Here is a 17,593-nt window from a genome sequence, read left to right as displayed (position 1 = left end):
TTTTAAAAAAACAGATTACTCAACAGTTACCTTGGGTTGCCAGTGCTGGTCATTCGGTCTCTGGTAATAATGTTTCTGTAGACAAACAAGATAGTAAACGCTTACTCATAGAAGGATTGCCCATTGGTTTTTCTTTTTTACTCGAAGTCATGGCGTTAACCGTGTTGGCTTTTTTAATCTCCACCTACAGTATTCGGCACATTGCTGCGCATCAAATTGTTTTAAACATCACCTTGGTTGCGTTTATGATTCCTGTGGCTATTGCGAATGCAACAACGATTCGCATCGCCTACTTTAATGGTATAGCGGATGCGTCAAACGCTGCAAAAGTGGCAATATTCACCCTGTTGGTTACGGTGGTGTATGCAACGATTATGGCCGCCTTATTAGTCGTTTACGATGATAAGATAGTGGGCTATTTTACCAATGACGATGGCGTAAAAGAGATAGCCACCATTCTGATGACATATGGCGCTGCTTTTCAATTTTTTAGTGCCATGCAAATGCTCATCAGTGGTGTTTTACGAGGTTTTGAAGATTTCGTAAAACCCTTATTGGTGATACTTATCAATTATTGGCTATTTATTGTTCCCATCGTTATCCTCTCTATTAAATTTAATTGGATAATGAGACTGTGCGTTGAAGACATATGGTTATTAATGGTAGTGGGATTGGCGGTGTCGTCATTTGTTCTTGCCATAGTATGCCGAAGAAAGTTTAAACATATACAGCTAGGCAGCTAGGCTGGACTAGCCGCCTAGCCATATCAATCAGTAGTGGCTTTCCAATATCCTTTAATATGGTTCTGCTTGCCAGTTAACTGGCGCTCATTACGTAAATAATGACGCACGACTTTACACGCCTTGCTTTCAAACGCGCCCCATACCCCGTCTATAGACTCAATATCTTTTAATATCTCAAGGGTTTTTAATCCTTGTTGATTATATGGGCTGACAATACGATGAATAGTCGCTCCTACCGGAAATTCATTATCGTCAAAGTAATCTTGTTCTAACGGTTGTTGACTTAAGATAACAATATGAGGCGGTATATCGTTTTGCCAAAAGTCCAGAATACCCGCCAAAGCAGGATAAGCCGTTTCATCAGCAATTAACACCGTTTGCCCCTCCTGTAAATGCGCGTGCTTGTCATCGGTTTCTGTACGACTAAAAACAATATCGCCCAAATTTACTGTTTCAATCCATAAGCTACCTGCACTATTTCCATGCGTGAACACATCCATATAACCTTGATTATTAAAATCAGATTTTTTACTCTTCCAAGCCGAGCGTAGTGTGTACAGACGAATATCTTTATTGATGGTTTTTACAATCTTTTGCCTTCTATCACTAGATACTTTTTTAAGCAGCCATAAGAATGCTTGATTGCCTCGTTTTTTTACTTGTTTGTTAACCTGTTCTTTTATGGAGGTGGTTAGCGAGGTGGTTTGCTGCTTGTCTGCTACTGTCTGCTGAAGGGGGAGGGTATTCAGTACTTTTAGTATCATTCCATAAGCATAGCCGGCATAATTTTCTGGTAGCGGTGTCTCACTATGTAGCGTCAACCGCGTCATGTTTGGCGTTAATTTTTGTTTACCAATCACCTCAAAGTAATGCTTTTTATTACCTGTTAAATCGCGACCTTGCTCCGCCATCGCAGTATATGCCAAATAAAGCACCTGTTCTTCTAAATCACCTTCAAGTTTAAAATCGACAAACAACTCTTGGGCTTTATTATTTACCTGTGCTGATATCAGCATCCCTTCTTTATAAATATCTATAATAAGAGGATTTGTAATTGCTAAATCGGGGTAATAATACGCTGCAATCGCTTGTACTTCTTCGATATGGTCTTGATTAAGATGCTCGATGATGTCTAACTTGGCATCTATATCTGCTATCGGCGTAAAGGGGCGGGTGGCTGGCATAAGGTAACCTGTGCTGTGCTAGTGAATAGAATTTAGGGTTTATTAAACAATTAACGGACCCTAGCGTAATAGAAGAAAATGTGTAGAAGCGATACTATAGTTGCCCACCCTTAAAGAGTTACGATGTAAGACTCGCTTAGCCTACTACTGTAGTACTTGCAATTATCTGCCGTGTACCACTTTTAAGGTTGATTAAGACTAAGGTCTGTCTAGGGCATGTCTCCAATTGGATTATAGAGATAAAAATGAGATAGATTGTTGTCAAACGCGAATAATTTCGCAGTTAATATAGACATATTGACTACGAATTAGACAAAGTTTGGCGGTAATATAGCCATTTTTAGCCCATAAATTGTAAATGAAGACACGCCCTAGATTAAGTGACTGAGATCTAGCTATTAAACATGGTTTGTTTTGCGCGCATAAATAAGACAATGATGAGGGTGAGAGAGATACTTGCCATTAGCACTTTGCTGTAGCCAAACGTATTGGCTGCCGTCATCGCTACACCTGCACAAACAAAGCCCATAAAAGAAAAAGTACCCAGTTGCAAGGTAAAGAACGTGGCTTTGGCAGATTTTAGGCTGGCTTTATCCATCGCAATTGTGGCAACAGTCGTCATGAGTGCAGGGTTTACTAAAAAGTAGGTGGTCACTGCACTATATACCATAAGCTTATTGGTGTAACCATAGCTTAGAGGTAAAAATAACATCAGTACCAAAGCTTGCGCTACCGTTAACATGAGCAATGTTTTAACTCGGCCCATTTTGTCAATAAGAAGACTGGCACTAAGCGCAGAAATCACCCCAATCACAGAACCGTATACTTTAGTCACAAAACCTATATCTGCAAACGTCCAGTGCGCATCCACCAGTATTGGATTCAATAGGGTAAAGCCGGCACTAAATCCGACAGGGTAAATTACTAATAAAATAAACCATGCCAGATTACTTCTTATAAATTGCCACATGGCGACTAACAAGATAACTAACGAGCGCGTTAAAGACGTCTTTTGCACAAACTGCGTAGCGGCTGTACGGGTATCAGCATTTTCTGGTAACTCTATTGTCGGCTCTACATAACGCAGCAGTTGTAACCATGAGATACTTGTTAATAACGCTAGCACAAGCAGTGCCCCTTGCCATTGTAGCCAAGGATATGCCATAAGTATCAGGCCACCACCAATAATATTACCCACAAGATTACCAGAGAACTGCACACTGTTTGCTCGTTGCCGCTCATTTTTACTAAAGATTTTGTTCGCAAGGCCATCTATCGCAACATCTTGCACGCTCACGGCCAAAGCATAAACAAGCATTAATCCTATCATTAGACTAAACTGTGTCGCAATATCTAGCATGCCGATGATAACCAATAAAATCATCATTAAAAACTGCGCTATAAGTAACCAACTACGATAGCGTCCTTGTAGCCGTCTATGCATAAATGCGGGACGAATAAGATCTATAAATGGGGCGTACAGTATCTTTAATAATAGCGGTAAGGCAATGATGTTTAATAAAGCAATTTTGTTTAATGGCATCCCCATATCGCGCATAATAGCGACTGAAGATGCAAAAATAAACGCCAGCCCGATATACTGAGTGATATAAATACTGGCAAGCAAAACCCAAGGCTTGCGATTGGAAGATATCCTCATCTGTTGTTACCTTAATAGTAGTGACAGTCTTAATAGTAATAACTATATTTAAGACCATAGCTTCTATCAGTTCCTAATATACCAACATTCATCGGATATATTTTTATATGCTCGTAGCGTTCATCTGTTAAGTTTTTACCCCAAATGCTTAGTTCGTGGTTGTAGCTGGTGAGTCCTAGACTAGCGTCAACCAAACCATAACTCTCAAGCTCAATACCATTGTACGCTTGCGCATAACGGTCACCCACGTAGCGATATTTTGCATCAGCGAACCACTGCGCTTTACCAAATACTGGCAATGTAAACAGTAAATCATCGTTGTATTGCATACTAATACTGCCACTGAATTTTGGCACTTGTGGCATGTGGTTATCTTCTGCCGTTAGCGGTAACATCCCCGGTCTAGCGGGTGGTGGTACTTCGCTAGCATCAGTGACCTTTGCATCGGTGTAGGCAAGTTGGGTTTTTATCTGCCAATTATTGGTCATTCGCCAATCTGCGGATAGCTCGATACCTTGACTACGGCTATCAACGTTGAACGTTTCACTTTTATATTCAGGAGGTGAGGCTGTTACGCTCATATGGTCGTCTTTCATTTTGTTACGATAAAGTGCCAACCCCAAATTTAAGCGATTGTCTGCACTGCGATATTTTGTACCAATCTCAGAGGCATCAATTGTCGTCGGCTTGTAATATGCAAGGGGGTTACCATAAGCCATGTTATTGTCATAATCGGCAAACCCACCGAACTTATGACCGCGTGATTGTAGTGCATATACCCGCCAATTAGGACTTATAGCATAGCTCAAACCAAAGCGTCCCGTCGTTGCGGTGTCCTCCAGCGTTTTACTGCCACTTTTTACATCATTACCCAATGGGTTATTATCATTGCCTTGCCAAACGGCATCGTGTGTTTGCTCTTCATTTGCCAAACGTAGCCCTGCTATCACATCTAGACTTTCGGTCGCAGGATACGTTATTTCACCAAATATGGCTTTCGTCTGGGTATCAAATGTTTTATCGGTAATTGCGTTGTTCGCACTACCAAGAGTGCTGTTTTTCAATAACCCATCTGGCATGTCATTTAAGTTCATTCGGGCATCGTTTTTCCACACCCTATCTTTGTTTGCGAAGTAGAGTCCTGCGACCCACTGGACTTCGCTCTCTGGCTTAGAGACCAATGTTATTTCTTGCGAAACCTGTTTAATCGATTCCTCTAAGTATTGACGATTGTTATCAGGATGGGTAAGAACCTCACTAAATATGGGCTGTTGGTCTTCTGGAATTCGGTATCCGCTGAATTGTAGGGACAACATCTCTGGCGGTAGGTAGGGGCGCAGAATATCGCTATCATAATGGTGATAACCTGTTTTTGACTCTATATCAGCAAAATCAAAAGCGGTACTATTCACCACTAAATTCAGGCCCTTAGCGGTGTTTGTATTTTCATGTGGTAGATTAAACGTGGCAACTTTATAAGTATCAAAATCTTTTTGTAGGACAGGAACATTATTGGTTTGCTCATCATGATAAGCGGTTAAGACGACATTATTGTCTTCGTTATCATCATGCCAACGCAACTTGGCTTGTATGCCTTGTTTGTCTTTTTTATTAAGCGGTTTGCCATCTTCTCGTTTTATCAGACTATTATCACGTTCCTCCAGCATACCTGCAATGCGAAAAGAAACATTATCCGTTATAGGTAGATTTAGCATCGCCTCGCCACGCTTAAGATTATGATTACCCACACCCACACTGACCCTGCCTTCTGTATAATCTGATGGGTCAAAGGTTTTGATAATGATACCACCAGCCTCAGCACTTGAACCCAATAGCGTCCCTTGAGGACCTTTTGCGACTTCAACTTTTTCAACATCAATTAAGTTTCGTGCCAATCCCGTTTTACCATTGCTGATACCATCTATTCGGACATCAACAGAATTATCATCAAGACTGGTAATACTTAACGAGCCTGTACCACGCATCCATAGTGTCGAGTAGCCCACATTACCACCATCGTGGATATCTATACTAGGTACATCTCGCAAGGCATCTGTTACCGTCACATATTGCTTGTCTTCAATTTCTTGCGCGTCAATCGTATCAACCACAAAGGGGGTCTTTAACTCGTCTTCTTCAATACCTCGAACATTAACAGTAATCGCATCAAGGGTGACAGTAGGCATGTCATCAGATGTCATTTCATTAATACCATTATTTTGTTCAGCGACCTCTTGCCTCTCAGCAAATTGTTCCGCATTAAAGGTTTGCACATTTGAGGACAGGCTATTTTCATATGGGGCTGCCAATGCTGTGGTAGGAATATATAAACTGAGTAATGGCGCTAGATATAAGGAGGGTATATATAAAGCATTAAATTTTTTAGTCGTTTTGATATCCTTACTGAGATGACGGTCACTGAGATAATATTGAAGGGAAGATAATTTGCTAGGCAACATATATAAATCCAAAGTAACATAAATGAAAAATAATGTTAATGATAATCAATATCACTTACAAAGTTAACACAAATTTTTAGACTATACGTAATTATTTAATAAAATCGGGAAAGTTACCGATTTATATCAATTTATCATATATTAATCCGGCATATAGCCATAAAACTTGTAAAACACCCGACGAAAATATTGAGTACTACTAAAACCAAGCTGATTAGCAATTGGAGCAATTTTTTGTCTCTCTTGTAATAGTTTCATGGCTAACTGCATGCGTTTATGAGTTCGATAATCACCAATCGTTAGAGTCGTTAATTTCTTAAATTCGGCCTTTAAATAACATTCATTTGTGCCTGTTTTTTGCGCAAGCTCTCGTATCGTCCAATTCTTATTGTAAAACTCATCAAGAAGCAGTTTGGCTTGATAAGCAGAATTAAGAACCTGTACTTTAGCCCCGCCTATTTCAGTAATACATTGTTTCAATAATAAACTCGTAAAGGTTAAGCATTGTCCTTGTAGTGCCATAAATTTAATATCATCAGTGGGACTAGGTGTGTTATAAACCTCCCAGCCCTGCATTACAAAATTTGCCGCTTTGGTAGTCAGGTTTAAAGGTAGAATTGACGAATCGGACATAGTCATTAATTTGGATATGATTAAATTATTGGCATCTGTCTGCTGCTCTATTTGTGTGGCTAATTTACCAACAAAGTCTTTATCTAGCTCAATATATAAGGCTTTAATGTCTTCCTTAGCACTAATAATTGTGCTCAATCTCCCTAAATCGCCTTTTATTAACCAAATGGCAGGCGCATTTATCGTTACTTGCTCAAACTGTTTTAGCTTGGTTCTATTTACCTGCCTTGCTTCTGTTTTTACTGTTGCTTTTACTCCTACTTTTTCTTCTATAGTCACTTTGTCGTCTAGCTGATATTCATAGCTCCCTTGCAAAACAATGTATAAAACATAACTGGTTTGGCAATTAGGATTAATGAATTGATGATTTCTATGAAAGTAGCAATTGACCCGTGATAGACCAATGCTACCGAAATCATAACGTTCAAAGTAGCCATCACCAATAGACTTATCAATATAAATGATTTGACTTAACTGATTAAACCGCTGTACATTTTTTACCATGCACCAGTCATTAATCATTTCTAATTGCTTATCAAACACATATTTCATTTTATCTCTTCTTATAATACTTTTAGGGGCTGTCCTAGATAACTAGTTCAAACCCTGTTTAACCCATTGTTTTAGTTGATGTAGATGCTATCCTATATAATTTTACTTATCTAGGACAGCCCCTAGTTTTATGGCAGTGATTAGAAAATTGCTTAAGGGGATCAATCGTCCACAGGATTGATTGTTTCGTTCTTCTTTATCTGATACCCACATGATTTTTTGGTCGAAATCAATCTGATTCAACAGTCCTGATGCATGAACGGCAGGTCGTATGCCTGTTTGAATGATGATAATATGCCATAGCCAAACGCTATAGCAGTTAAACTGCTCAATGTACCTGTCATGAAGAATATCCGAACCATGCTTTAATCGACCGTTATAGCTTTCTATAGCACCGTTAAGTCTAGTAAAAAATGCTTGGCAGGCATTCAGAGTTAATGGCATATTACTGCCTACATATTGCTTTAAATGATTACTTTTAATACCCTGTTTTGCTATATGACGTAGTTTGTTCTTGCTTTCCTTATCACAATGTTCAGTCAATAGGTGTATAGCACTGCTATAGGTACTCTCTAAATTTTGTGTGCTAATACTTGTGTAGTAAAGTGGTGAGCTGTGCTTAACATCAACACCAGTAATAATGTCAACGTGTAATGGCTGATGAAGTTCGTTGTTTATAATGGTATGCAAACCATTGTCGATATATTGATTACTTAAAGCGGGCAAGCTAAGTTGTTCTTTTAAATCCTTAAGTGATTTTTTTACATCCGAATTACTGACTATAATTTTCTCTGTAATAACTGCCTGTAGCTCAAATGGTAATGGCAATTTAAATTCATTGTGAACCGCCCCAGGATTGTCGGAGACTTAATATTCTGAGAGAATACGACAATGAAAAGACAAACTTATACTCCCGAGATGAAAGAACGCGCCGTTCGCATGCTGATTGAAGCGTCTTGCGATTACCCCTCCACATGGTCAGCTATTCAAGCCATTGCACCTAAGATTAGCTGTACACCTGAAACCCTGCGATCATGGCATAAGAAGCACATAGAGCAAACCATTCCGGCATCAGTACAAGCCCAAAGCCAAGAGCAACGTATTAAAGAGCTTGAACGCGAAAACAGAGAGCTCAAGCAAGCCAATGAGGTTATACGTAAGGCTGCGGCTTTTTTCGCCCAGGCGGAGCTCGACCGCCCACTCAGACAATGGTTCAGTTTATTGATGACTATAGAGGTAGTTATGGGGTCGAGCTTATCTGTCGAATACTACCGATTGCCCCGTCAACCTATCATCGTGAAAACTATTTAGCTAACAATCCTGAAAAGCGTTCACTGCGCAGTCAGCATGACGACTATTATCTCAGCGAGATTAAACGTATTTGGCAGGATAGAAAATGCCGTTATGGTGTGCGTAAAGTCTGGCAGCAGATGAAGGCTGATGGCGTAAAGGTTGCTCGTTGCACCGTAGAGCGTTTAATGAAGCAGTATGGTATGCAAGGCATCTGGCGTGGCAAAGGCAAGATTACCACCAATAGCCGTGATGACCAGAAGCGCGCTGATAATTTGGTCAATCGTAACTTTAATGCCCATCATCCTAATCAGTTATGGGTGGCTGACTTTACTTATATCAAGACGACGAGCGGCTGGGTTTACACTGCCTTTATTATTGATGTGTTTGCTCGTGCTATCGTTGGTTGGAAAGTCTCTAATCGCATGAATACCGATATGGTTATGGCTGCGCTAAATCAGGCGATAGCAGACAGGAACAACCCTAAGGATGTCATTCATCACAGTGATCGAGGGGTTCAGTACTTATCCATTCGCTATACTGATAAAATGGCTGACTCTGGCGTGATTGCTTCTGTCGGTACAACAGGCGACTCGTATGATAATGCATTGGCTGAAACGGTCAATGGCCTATATAAGTCTGAGGTGATTCAATATTTAAAAGAGAGCTGGACTGGCGTCAACGATGTTGAATTAGCCACGCTTGAATGGGTGGACTGGTTCAATAAAACACGATTGCATAGTACGATTGGTTATGTGTCACCTTTTGAATTTGAAAAGCGGTATTATGATAGTTTAATCCTGTCAGGTGTTGCTGCCTGAATCAAGTAAATCACTCTCCGATAAAGTCGGGGCGGTTCAGAAAGAAAGTAAGTTCGAATATCTGTCGTATAAATTTGAATTTCCAGGTGGTAAAGTTGAGTCTAACGAGACTCACGAACAAGCACTCCACCGTGAGATATTAGAAGAGCTAGATGCGCATATTGAAATAGTATCAATATTGAAAAAAATAGAACATCAGTATCCAGATTTCAAGGTTCATATTACTTTTTATAGATGCAGCATCTATGAAAAAGAATCTATAAAAGAAGTAGAACATAATAACCTATCGTGGCTTACAAAGCAGGAACTTCATGAGCTAGACTGGGCAGAAGCAGATATACCTATTATTAGGTTACTCTGAATATAATCGCGCTGTCGATGTATAGTACTAATTTTTATATTTGCATTGATTATAGTCAGATGACCACAAAAATGTTATAAAATAAATCAATTAAACGATTACCAGTATAAACGACCATGACTTACTCCCTAGATTATCGCAAACAAGTTTTAAAAAGCTTAGATGATGGCATGACCTTTGCCGAAGCTGCTGTTTTCTATGATATTAGTCCAACGACTATCCAGAAGTGGAAAAAGCGTCTTCATAGTAAAACCACTCGATATATTAAGCCCTACAAAATAGAGGATGAAGCCCTAGCTCAGGATGTCAAAGACCACCCTGACGATTATCACTATGAGCGAGCACAGCGTTTTAATTGTAGCCCAACAGGCATCAGCAAAGCCTTAAAGCGTATTGGTGTTAGCAAAAAAAAAGACACTTGATCACCCCAAAGCCTGTCCTGTTAAAAGAGCGACTTATCTAGCCAAGCTTAACCACTATATTGCTCAAGGCTTTGCTATTGTCTATATGGACGAGAGTGGCTTTGAAAGTGAAACGATGCGTCCTTGTGGTTATGCACCCATTGGTAGCCCCTGCATTGGCAGTTATAACTGGCAAGCCAAGGAGCGAACCAACGTGATTGGTGCGCTATATGGCAAAATGCTGTTTGCACTCGATTGCTTAAAGACCAACATCAATAAAGAGGTTTTCTATCACTGGTGCAAGTTCACGCTGATACCAAAGCTTAAGAAAAAATGTGTGATCGTTATGGATAATGCGACCTTTCATAAGTGCGTTCAAAAGCTGCTTAACAGGCATGGTCACAGGCTTCTATTCTTACCACCTTATAGTCCTGACTTAAATCCCATCGAGAAAAAATGGGCTCAAGTGAAGTTTTTACGCCAAGGTTGGATGGAAAATGACTTATCTAAATTGTTTTATGATATTCATCCAAATCATAACTCTTTTGTAGTGCAGTGACTATAGTTTCTGAGTGTGTTATAAGTTATCTATACCGTTTTTAACCCAATTACTATTAATGGATTTAGGATGTTTAAACAAAGCTAACTTCCCATTGTAAAAGTTAGTAAATTCAGAGTTTAGAGTTCCGTTTAAACTAACAACTTTTGCTATCAATTCAACTAGCTTACCATCCTTACTGAAAAAATCTTCATCGTTGTCAGTTTTATAAGCAATGCCATTAAAACCTTTCACTCCTGTTCCATTGCTTTTTGAGTCGTTTTTCTTCTTTAACTCTACTTCTCCAAACTCTAAAATATAATACTTATTTTCCGCAATTTGCAATTCTATTACTAAAATATACTCAGGCCAGTATAAATTATGAGCAGTAGAGTGTAACTTAGCTAACGACATCACATAGAAATCGTCCTGCTCTTGAAGCCCTTGACCAAAAGTAAACCAACGTGCGGTTCCATGATTTTGTTTCGAGTACTCTTTAGCATGACTCCAAATATTATTGAAGCGAGATTGATTGTCTTCTCTTACATCAAACAGACCCTTAGCTAAACCTGTTGATCCTCTCCCAATTTTTTCTCCTACACCTAATTCCTCTGGCATCTCTTCTTTTACAAAGCGTGTGCTATCATCAATAGGTTTAGAAACTATACCGTTTGTTAGTTTGTTGATTATGACTAGATCGCCGATTCTCTCCAATCGTTCGAGTAATATCAAAGTCGTTAGGTTGTTCACAGGATTATGAGTAAAGTTTAGATCTTCGATCTTATCTGGTGATATATACTGCCTTACTGTCAAAAAATCTTGACTCTCTATAGATTCATCAGTGCTAAGTCGTCTTTTTGGTTGAAGAATAAGGTTAATAGGATCAAGTTTAGGTTCACTGATACCAATAATATTTGCGCATAATATTTTGTTTCCGATAGGAATACCCTTGATACGCAAGGTCAAAGGTTGATGCCAAAAATCAATTCCAACGTTTCTTTTCTTATTATCTTTAGATTCTTGAATGTTGTTGTGTATTTTCTCAACTTTTTTCCATACGTCTAGGCTATATTTTAACTGATGTAGAAATACTGCGTCTCTCTGAGTAAATTTTGGAGGTAATACAACATATTCATCCACTCCCTCGGCCTTCATTTTTTCCTCGATCTGTTCATTTTTTGGGATTAGTTTTTCCTTTATTTTATTTAAATTATATCTGCTAATAATACGTTTTATATCCATTGAGTACCCATAATGGGTAATAAATAAAGATAAAGGATGAATTACAATCTTACGTTCACCGTCGTTAATATTTATTAATTGATTTTTATCATAGCTATTTATTTTTTCAAAGTATTTTGTGCTATCGAATGGCAATTCATTTATTAGTTGACTTCTTTTAATAGCTTCCTCAGATGTAGGACTTTCTTTAAGGTCTATTGCTGCACCAACGCTCATATCATAATGAGCTTTTGAAAAAGAATGAATATTATAATTATCTTTGACTTCAACCTCATAAGACTCAAGGACAAAGCGTTCTATTGATTTACCATTTTTCCAGATGCTACCAAAAGGTAACTTATGTATGTGGTTAATATGAATTCTTAACTTTAAATAGCTAGTAGCCTTTTCTTTACTTCCTTTTTTAATATATTTAGGCTCTGTTAAATTAGCGAATAGAACGTCTATATAGGTGACTGTTCCATTACTGTTAGAGCTTGAACTTGCATTAGTAGGCGCAATAAAATCCTTGTCATACCACACAACTACATATTCAAAATTCTTGTTAAAATGATTTACCGTATAATTACGATCAGGTTCAGAATTAGCGTCTGTATCATAATCAACCTGAGAATGAGGCTTAATGTAGTTGCTAATGTCGAAAGAATTTTTATACTTTTCTCTAGGGGTATTATTGTCAAAAAAATGGCTCATACTGTTCTCATATTCATTAATAATATTATTGTGCCATCAATTTATATTTTTTGCCATTAATTTGGAACTATTACAACATGGACAAGGATTCATCGCGGCGACCAGTTGAAAATTAGCTGGGAAGGTCATTTGAGAGTTAGCACGACTAATAGTAATTTGCTTGGCTTCTAATGGCTGACGCAATACTTCCAGTACACTTCGATCAAATTCTGGTAACTCATCAAGGAATAACACGCCTTTATTGGCAAGTGTAATTTCACCTGGCTTCGGTCGTGAGCCACCACCGACTAATGCTACAGCTGATATCGTATGATGTACCTGCCTAAACGGCCGCGTCCCATAGTCATAATCGCTGTCTGCCACCGAATAGGTACTGGCAACTTCTAGCGCATCCTCATCACTCAAGTCTGGCAATATCGTTGGTAGTCGTGATGCCATGAGCGTCTTCCCAGAACCTGGTGGCCCTGTAAATAACAATGAATGACCACCAGCGGCGGCTATCTCTAACGCACGCCGAGCATGATGCTGTCCTTTGACATCCGCTAAGTCCACTTGATAGCCGATATGTTGCGTTGCAGGGCTTGGCTGTACCACTGACAAACTCTCATAGTTTGCACTTGGGTCAACGAGCGACTGCAGATGGTCACAAACTGCTTTTAGACTCTGTGCAGCTAGTATCGTTACGCCATCAACGCGGCTGGCCTCACGACCATTATCAATCGGTACGATCAGTTGCGGTGTTGTCGGCGGCGAGGTATTTGGATTGTTTTGCCCTTGCTCATTCGCTGCTACTTGCGACAACGCTAATGCCAATTTCTCAGCTTTGATTGCTCGTGTAACTGCCAAACTACCAGTTACTTGTCGCAATTGACCATTGAGCGCTAACTCACCAATAAACTCAAAATTTGATAGTACTTCTGGCTCAAGCTGTCCGCTTGCTGCCAGTATGCCGATAGCAATCGGTAAGTCTAGACGCGCACCATCTTTAGGTAAATCAGCAGGGGCTAGGTTAATTGTAAGGCGGCGATTGGGAAACTGGAAACCTGAATTAAGAATGGCAGAACGCACCCTGTCTTTACTCTCACGCACGGCGGCCTCAGGTAGCCCAACGATAGTCAGTGCAGGCAGTCCTTGCGATAGATGCACTTCAATGATGACCTTAGGTGCATGTAGGCCAACCACCGAACGGGTATAGACTTGGGCAAATGACATCAGTATCTTCCTAATACAGAGTGTCATTGATAATAAAGTATTATTTATCAACGCGCAAACGTCGTGTTTTATTGCCGGTATAGAAGAACTATCAAAACCTCAGCATCGTTTTGGTTTTGAGGTTTTGATGTGTAAATAAAGCTCTACTTTAATGTTTAAGAATACTCACCGACCACCACACTATCAGCAAGGATTTGCTATACTAGCTACTATATATTTAGCAATACATACTGCTGCCGATGATGTATTCAAATCTTATTACTAATCATTGATTCAAGCGAAAACGAATACCAAATTCGAAATCATTGATAATATATAAACCAGTAGTAACTAGAGTCAAAATGAGGAATACCGCATGACAGACTATCCAGAACAGAACACTCAGCAGCCCTACAACCGTGCGGATGAGGCTCCTACAACTGTGCGCCCTGTTACGCAGCCTGACAACCCTTATGCCAGTACACGTGGCAGCATTACTAGTAAGCAGCTACCAGCATTTGATGAAGCAATCATCAATAAGTATAATCGCTCGGGACCGCGTTATACCTCTTATCCGACTGCTCTAGAGTTTACCCCCATACCGGATAGTCTTGAGACAAGTAGTTTTGAGTCAAATAGTTTTGAGACAATCAACCTTGAGGCAAAAATCCTACAGAATCGTGAAGCGCGCGCGCCCTTGTCGCTATACTTTCATATTCCATTCTGCCGCCACCTTTGCTACTACTGTGCTTGTAATAAAATTATTACCAAAAAAAATAGCGATTCTGGCGATTATCTGCAGTATTTAATCGCTGAAATTACCCATAAACGCCGTTTATTGTCTGTGCCAGAAGGCAGCGACAAACCATTGGTCAAACAGCTACATTTGGGCGGTGGTACGCCAACGTTTTTGCGTGATGAAGAGATGGTACAGTTGTGGGAGTTTTTGCAGACTCAGTTTGAGTTTTTACCAGAGAATGAAGGTGATTACTCTATCGAAATTGACCCTCGTGAGCTGAGTGACAACACCCTAAAGATATTGCGTAACCTTGGCTTTAATCGTATCAGCTTAGGCGTACAAGATTTAGATGAAACGGTGCAAATCGCCGTTAATCGTGTGCACTCAGCAGAGCTTATTGAGAATGTTTTAACAGAGGCACGTGAGCTGGGTTTTCATTCTATCAACATCGATTTAATTTATGGTTTGCCGCATCAAACTCCTGATACTTTGAACAAAACCGTCAATCGTATCATAGAGATGTCACCAGATCGCTTGTCTGTCTTTAACTACGCGCATTTGCCTGAGCGATTTAAAGCGCAGCGTCAGATAAAAGATGAAGACCTACCTAGTCCAGCTGCCAAACTTACGATGCTTGGCAGTACTGTCAACACACTAACTGAAGCCGGCTATCAATATATCGGCATCGACCACTTTGCCAAACCTGATGACGAATTGGCTATTGCACAACGCGAAGGTAAATTACATCGTAATTTTCAAGGCTATACCATCATGGGAGACTGTGATTTATTAGGCTTTGGTGTTTCTTCCATTAGTCAGATTGCCAATGCAAATACCCGCTATATTTTGCAAAACGATACTGATCTACAGGACTATCAGACCAAAATTAACATGGCGAAAATCAACCCGACTGTCATGCCAGCGGTCAAGTACATTAAAACCTCTATCAAAGACCGCTTGCGTGAATATGTCATCATGAACCTACTGTGTCATGATTATCTCGATTTTAAAGATGTAAATCAAAAATTTGGTATCGATGCCATCACATATTTTATTGATGAGATTCAGCAGTTAGGCACTATGCAAAACGATAGACTGATTGATATGGATGCAGCAGGTATCCGTGTCTTACCTAGAGGCCGCTTACTGGGTCGCAATGTCGCAATGGTGTTTGATGAGTACTTAGAAAAGAAACATAAAAACCGCTTCTCAAAAGTTATCTAAACTAGAGAGCTTTTAGTTTAATTATTGGGTATAAAAAAGACCTCACTTGAGGTCTTTTTTTAATATTACGATGATTTTTTAAACTTTAAATTTATCGCCCACCATACCTTTCACAGTACTTAGGATATCTGCTGGCAACACCACCATTTTTGAGTTGTCAGACTCCGCCAGTTGGCGAATAGACTTGATGTACTGCTCTCCAAGTAAGTAGACAATAGGCATCTCTTCATCCCCCATCGAGGCTGTAATAAGACGGATCGACTCCTCTGAACCTCTGGCCAGTACGACCTGCGCTTCAGCATCTCGGCGTGACGCTTCAAGACGTCCATCTGCTTCCAATATAGCCGCTTGTTTCTGACCGTCAGCACGGGTGACCGTCGCTCGACGTAAACGCTCTGCTGCTGCTTGCTCTTCCATAGAGGCTTGCATGGTTTGCGATGGGTTAATATCTTGAATTTCTACCGTCTTTAGCGTAATACCCCAATCTGCGATGTCTTCTGAAATTGCTTGTTTGAGTAATGTCTTGATCTCATCACGACTTGATAAAGCATTATCAAGGTCCATCTCACCAATAATCGAACGCAATGATGTTTGTACTAGATTACGGATACCATGCTCATAATCTTCGATCCCGTAGACCGCTTTGTCTGGACGTATGATGTTGATATAAGCGACAGCATTAGCGATGATGACCACGTTATCGCGGGTAATAACCTCTTGCGATGGGATATCTAGTACGATGTCTTTGGTAGTGACTTTATAGGCGATTCTATCCACAAAAGGAATAATAAGGCTAAAGCCAGGCTCTAGGGTTTGTTGATATTTACCTAGACGCTGCACGACCCACTTGTACCCTTGCGGGACAATGCACACGCTTTTAAAGACAGTAAAAACCACCAATGCTGCCAATACCAGCATCACGATACCGCCGCCATTTAAAATATTTAAGATGCTACTCATAAGACTCTCCTTGATCCTCGCCTTGTTTGCCAGCGACGTGATTTATGTCCTTTTTTATCTTGATTTAAAAATATTTGGTATATCATTTGCTAGTGCCTGTCTCTGCGGGATCAGGTTTGTGCAAACTCAGTTTATTCCCGTTAGATTTTTCGGTAGACATTTGGTTATTTGCAGGCACTTGATTATGTGCAGGTGCTTGGCTGTTGACTGTCGGTGTAATAGTTGGACGTACGGTTTTAGGGGCTTGGAGGCGCTGCGTAGGCGCAACGACTAGCTCATCACCGACTACCTTTAAGACAACCACACGATCGCCCATCTCGACATTTACGCCTGCTGTACGGCAAGGCCACTCATCTGCCCCCCAAATGGGCACGTTAAAGCGCACCATACCAGGGATACCTTTTTGTGGCTTAACGACGATCATACCTGTCTCGCCAATGACTAAATTACTGCTTTGCGCCGTCTTTTTTCGGTTCATAGACAGTGGCTTGATGTATTTGACCCAAGCAAACATAAACAAAACCGAAAGCGTCAGCCATATCAGTACTTGAAACAATAATGGAATAGGAAGTAACCACGCTAAGGCGGCAATGATTACAGCGGCTACGCCAAACCACAAACTAGCAAACGTCGGTACGAACATCTCAACGATTAGTAATGAAAAGCCCAATACCAACCAATGCCAAGGCTCAATCATCCAAAGTATCTCCATCCTTGCCACCATTCCTATCTTTGTCATTCCTGTTTTTAATGTAGCACATTTTTAAGGATAACAATGCTTTAACAGTGATGGTATATTGTTTGTTAGGTATTAGAAATTTGCTAAGTTAGAAACGTTATCATAATATCCAAGCACAAAAAAAACGATCACTTGAAGTGATCGTTTCTTTGTTATAGCTATC

The 17,593-nt window shown here is 40.0% G+C and carries 15 protein-coding genes and 1 other annotated feature; of the genes, 6 read left to right on the top strand and 9 right to left on the bottom strand.

Translation table 11 applies throughout. The features are described from left to right. Nucleotides 1–743, top strand: a 743-nt coding sequence (locus ACT3QQ_RS12040; RefSeq protein WP_444528202.1) for an MATE family efflux transporter, incomplete at its 5' end; no start/stop codon positions are given. Between the two features lie 23 nt (nucleotides 744–766). Here ACT3QQ_RS12040 and ACT3QQ_RS12035 read toward each other — a convergent pair. From ACT3QQ_RS12035 to ACT3QQ_RS12015, 5 genes are all read right to left on the bottom strand, one after another. After that, nucleotides 767–1,927 (bottom strand): siderophore-interacting protein, encoded by a 1,161-nt coding sequence (locus ACT3QQ_RS12035; protein WP_192520253.1) that lies wholly within the window; start codon nucleotides 1,925–1,927, stop codon nucleotides 767–769. Nucleotides 1,928–2,318: 391 nt separating this feature from the next. Beyond that, nucleotides 2,319–3,587, bottom strand: a complete 1,269-nt coding sequence (locus ACT3QQ_RS12030) for an MFS transporter (RefSeq protein ID WP_192520254.1) — start codon at nucleotides 3,585–3,587, stop codon at nucleotides 2,319–2,321. Between the two features lie 29 nt (nucleotides 3,588–3,616). Continuing rightward, on the bottom strand, nucleotides 3,617–6,046 hold the full coding sequence (locus ACT3QQ_RS12025) for a TonB-dependent receptor (protein ID WP_442062976.1): 2,430 nt from the start codon (nucleotides 6,044–6,046) through the stop codon (nucleotides 3,617–3,619). A gap of 141 nt (nucleotides 6,047–6,187) precedes the next feature. Further along, a complete protein-coding gene (locus ACT3QQ_RS12020; RefSeq protein WP_192519480.1) occupies nucleotides 6,188–7,231 on the bottom strand; it encodes a helix-turn-helix transcriptional regulator in 1,044 nt (347 codons plus the stop codon). 102 nt (nucleotides 7,232–7,333) lie between these two features. Beyond that, nucleotides 7,334–8,059: a hypothetical protein gene (locus tag ACT3QQ_RS12015; protein WP_192519481.1), complete on the bottom strand. Its 726-nt coding sequence runs from the start codon at nucleotides 8,057–8,059 to the stop codon at nucleotides 7,334–7,336. A gap of 63 nt (nucleotides 8,060–8,122) precedes the next feature. Here ACT3QQ_RS12015 and ACT3QQ_RS12010 point away from each other — a divergent pair. The 4 genes from ACT3QQ_RS12010 to ACT3QQ_RS11995 all read left to right on the top strand — a co-directional run bounded on the left by ACT3QQ_RS12010 (nucleotide 8,123) and on the right by ACT3QQ_RS11995 (nucleotide 10,663). Continuing rightward, a protein-coding gene (locus ACT3QQ_RS12010; protein WP_444519006.1) for an IS3 family transposase occupies nucleotides 8,123–9,342 on the top strand; the annotation gives its coding sequence in 2 pieces (ribosomal slippage) (nucleotides 8,123–8,408 and nucleotides 8,408–9,342; 1,221 coding nt in all). Further along, nucleotides 8,398–8,514: a sequence feature (AL1L pseudoknot), on the top strand. Its footprint overlaps the gene before it by 117 nt. Then, nucleotides 9,329–9,703, top strand: a complete 375-nt coding sequence (locus ACT3QQ_RS12005) for a (deoxy)nucleoside triphosphate pyrophosphohydrolase (protein WP_192523548.1) — start codon at nucleotides 9,329–9,331, stop codon at nucleotides 9,701–9,703. Before ACT3QQ_RS12010 ends, ACT3QQ_RS12005 begins: the two co-directional genes overlap by 14 nt. 116 nt (nucleotides 9,704–9,819) lie before the next feature. Further along, complete coding sequence (locus ACT3QQ_RS12000) at nucleotides 9,820–10,125, top strand: IS630 transposase-related protein (protein WP_444519005.1); 306 nt, start codon at nucleotides 9,820–9,822, stop codon at nucleotides 10,123–10,125. Further along, nucleotides 10,100–10,663, top strand: coding sequence for a transposase (locus ACT3QQ_RS11995; RefSeq protein WP_443529487.1), 564 nt, complete (start codon nucleotides 10,100–10,102; stop codon nucleotides 10,661–10,663). Before ACT3QQ_RS12000 ends, ACT3QQ_RS11995 begins: the two co-directional genes overlap by 26 nt. An 18-nt stretch (nucleotides 10,664–10,681) precedes the next feature. Here ACT3QQ_RS11995 and ACT3QQ_RS11990 read toward each other — a convergent pair whose 3' ends face one another. Both ACT3QQ_RS11990 and ACT3QQ_RS11985 read right to left on the bottom strand, forming a co-directional pair. Beyond that, nucleotides 10,682–12,577 (bottom strand): hypothetical protein, encoded by a 1,896-nt coding sequence (locus ACT3QQ_RS11990; RefSeq protein WP_192524458.1) that lies wholly within the window; start codon nucleotides 12,575–12,577, stop codon nucleotides 10,682–10,684. 36 nt (nucleotides 12,578–12,613) lie between these two features. Then, nucleotides 12,614–13,789: a YifB family Mg chelatase-like AAA ATPase gene (locus ACT3QQ_RS11985; protein ID WP_444528201.1), complete on the bottom strand. Its 1,176-nt coding sequence runs from the start codon at nucleotides 13,787–13,789 to the stop codon at nucleotides 12,614–12,616. Between the two features lie 355 nt (nucleotides 13,790–14,144). Here ACT3QQ_RS11985 and hemN point away from each other — a divergent pair, with 355 nt between their 5' ends. Then, nucleotides 14,145–15,731, top strand: a complete 1,587-nt coding sequence (hemN, locus tag ACT3QQ_RS11980) for an oxygen-independent coproporphyrinogen III oxidase (protein ID WP_444528200.1) — start codon at nucleotides 14,145–14,147, stop codon at nucleotides 15,729–15,731. A 78-nt stretch (nucleotides 15,732–15,809) separates the two neighbouring features. Here the strand turns inward: hemN and ACT3QQ_RS11975 are convergent, their stop codons facing one another. Together ACT3QQ_RS11975 and ACT3QQ_RS11970 are read right to left on the bottom strand one after the other, a co-directional pair. Further along, nucleotides 15,810–16,691 (bottom strand): SPFH domain-containing protein, encoded by an 882-nt coding sequence (locus ACT3QQ_RS11975; protein WP_444523307.1) that lies wholly within the window; start codon nucleotides 16,689–16,691, stop codon nucleotides 15,810–15,812. An 82-nt stretch (nucleotides 16,692–16,773) separates the two neighbouring features. Beyond that, nucleotides 16,774–17,403, bottom strand: coding sequence for an NfeD family protein (locus ACT3QQ_RS11970; RefSeq protein ID WP_444528199.1), 630 nt, complete (start codon nucleotides 17,401–17,403; stop codon nucleotides 16,774–16,776). Nucleotides 17,404–17,593 lie beyond the last annotated feature (190 nt).

The organism is Psychrobacter sp. AOP7-A1-24 (assembly GCF_052376235.1).
In the GTDB taxonomy this organism is placed as follows: Bacteria; Pseudomonadota; Gammaproteobacteria; order Pseudomonadales; family Moraxellaceae; genus Psychrobacter.
Note: the sequence above shows the minus strand (reverse complement) of the source record. Positions and strands in the feature narration are given on the sequence as shown.

Coding starts and splice junctions, on each gene's coding strand:
- ACT3QQ_RS12030 (WP_192520254.1), bottom strand. CDS start 3,587: ATGAGGATATCTTCCAATCGCAAGCCTTGGGTTTTGCTTGCCAGTATT.
- ACT3QQ_RS12025 (WP_442062976.1), bottom strand. CDS start 6,046: ATGTTGCCTAGCAAATTATCTTCCCTTCAATATTATCTCAGTGACCGT.
- ACT3QQ_RS11970 (WP_444528199.1), bottom strand. CDS start 17,403: ATGGAGATACTTTGGATGATTGAGCCTTGGCATTGGTTGGTATTGGGC.
- ACT3QQ_RS12035 (WP_192520253.1), bottom strand. CDS start 1,927: ATGCCAGCCACCCGCCCCTTTACGCCGATAGCAGATATAGATGCCAAG.
- ACT3QQ_RS11990 (WP_192524458.1), bottom strand. CDS start 12,577: ATGAGCCATTTTTTTGACAATAATACCCCTAGAGAAAAGTATAAAAAT.
- ACT3QQ_RS12000 (WP_444519005.1), top strand. CDS start 9,820: ATGACTTACTCCCTAGATTATCGCAAACAAGTTTTAAAAAGCTTAGAT.
- hemN (WP_444528200.1), top strand. CDS start 14,145: ATGACAGACTATCCAGAACAGAACACTCAGCAGCCCTACAACCGTGCG.
- ACT3QQ_RS11985 (WP_444528201.1), bottom strand. CDS start 13,789: ATGTCATTTGCCCAAGTCTATACCCGTTCGGTGGTTGGCCTACATGCA.
- ACT3QQ_RS11975 (WP_444523307.1), bottom strand. CDS start 16,691: ATGAGTAGCATCTTAAATATTTTAAATGGCGGCGGTATCGTGATGCTG.
- ACT3QQ_RS12020 (WP_192519480.1), bottom strand. CDS start 7,231: ATGAAATATGTGTTTGATAAGCAATTAGAAATGATTAATGACTGGTGC.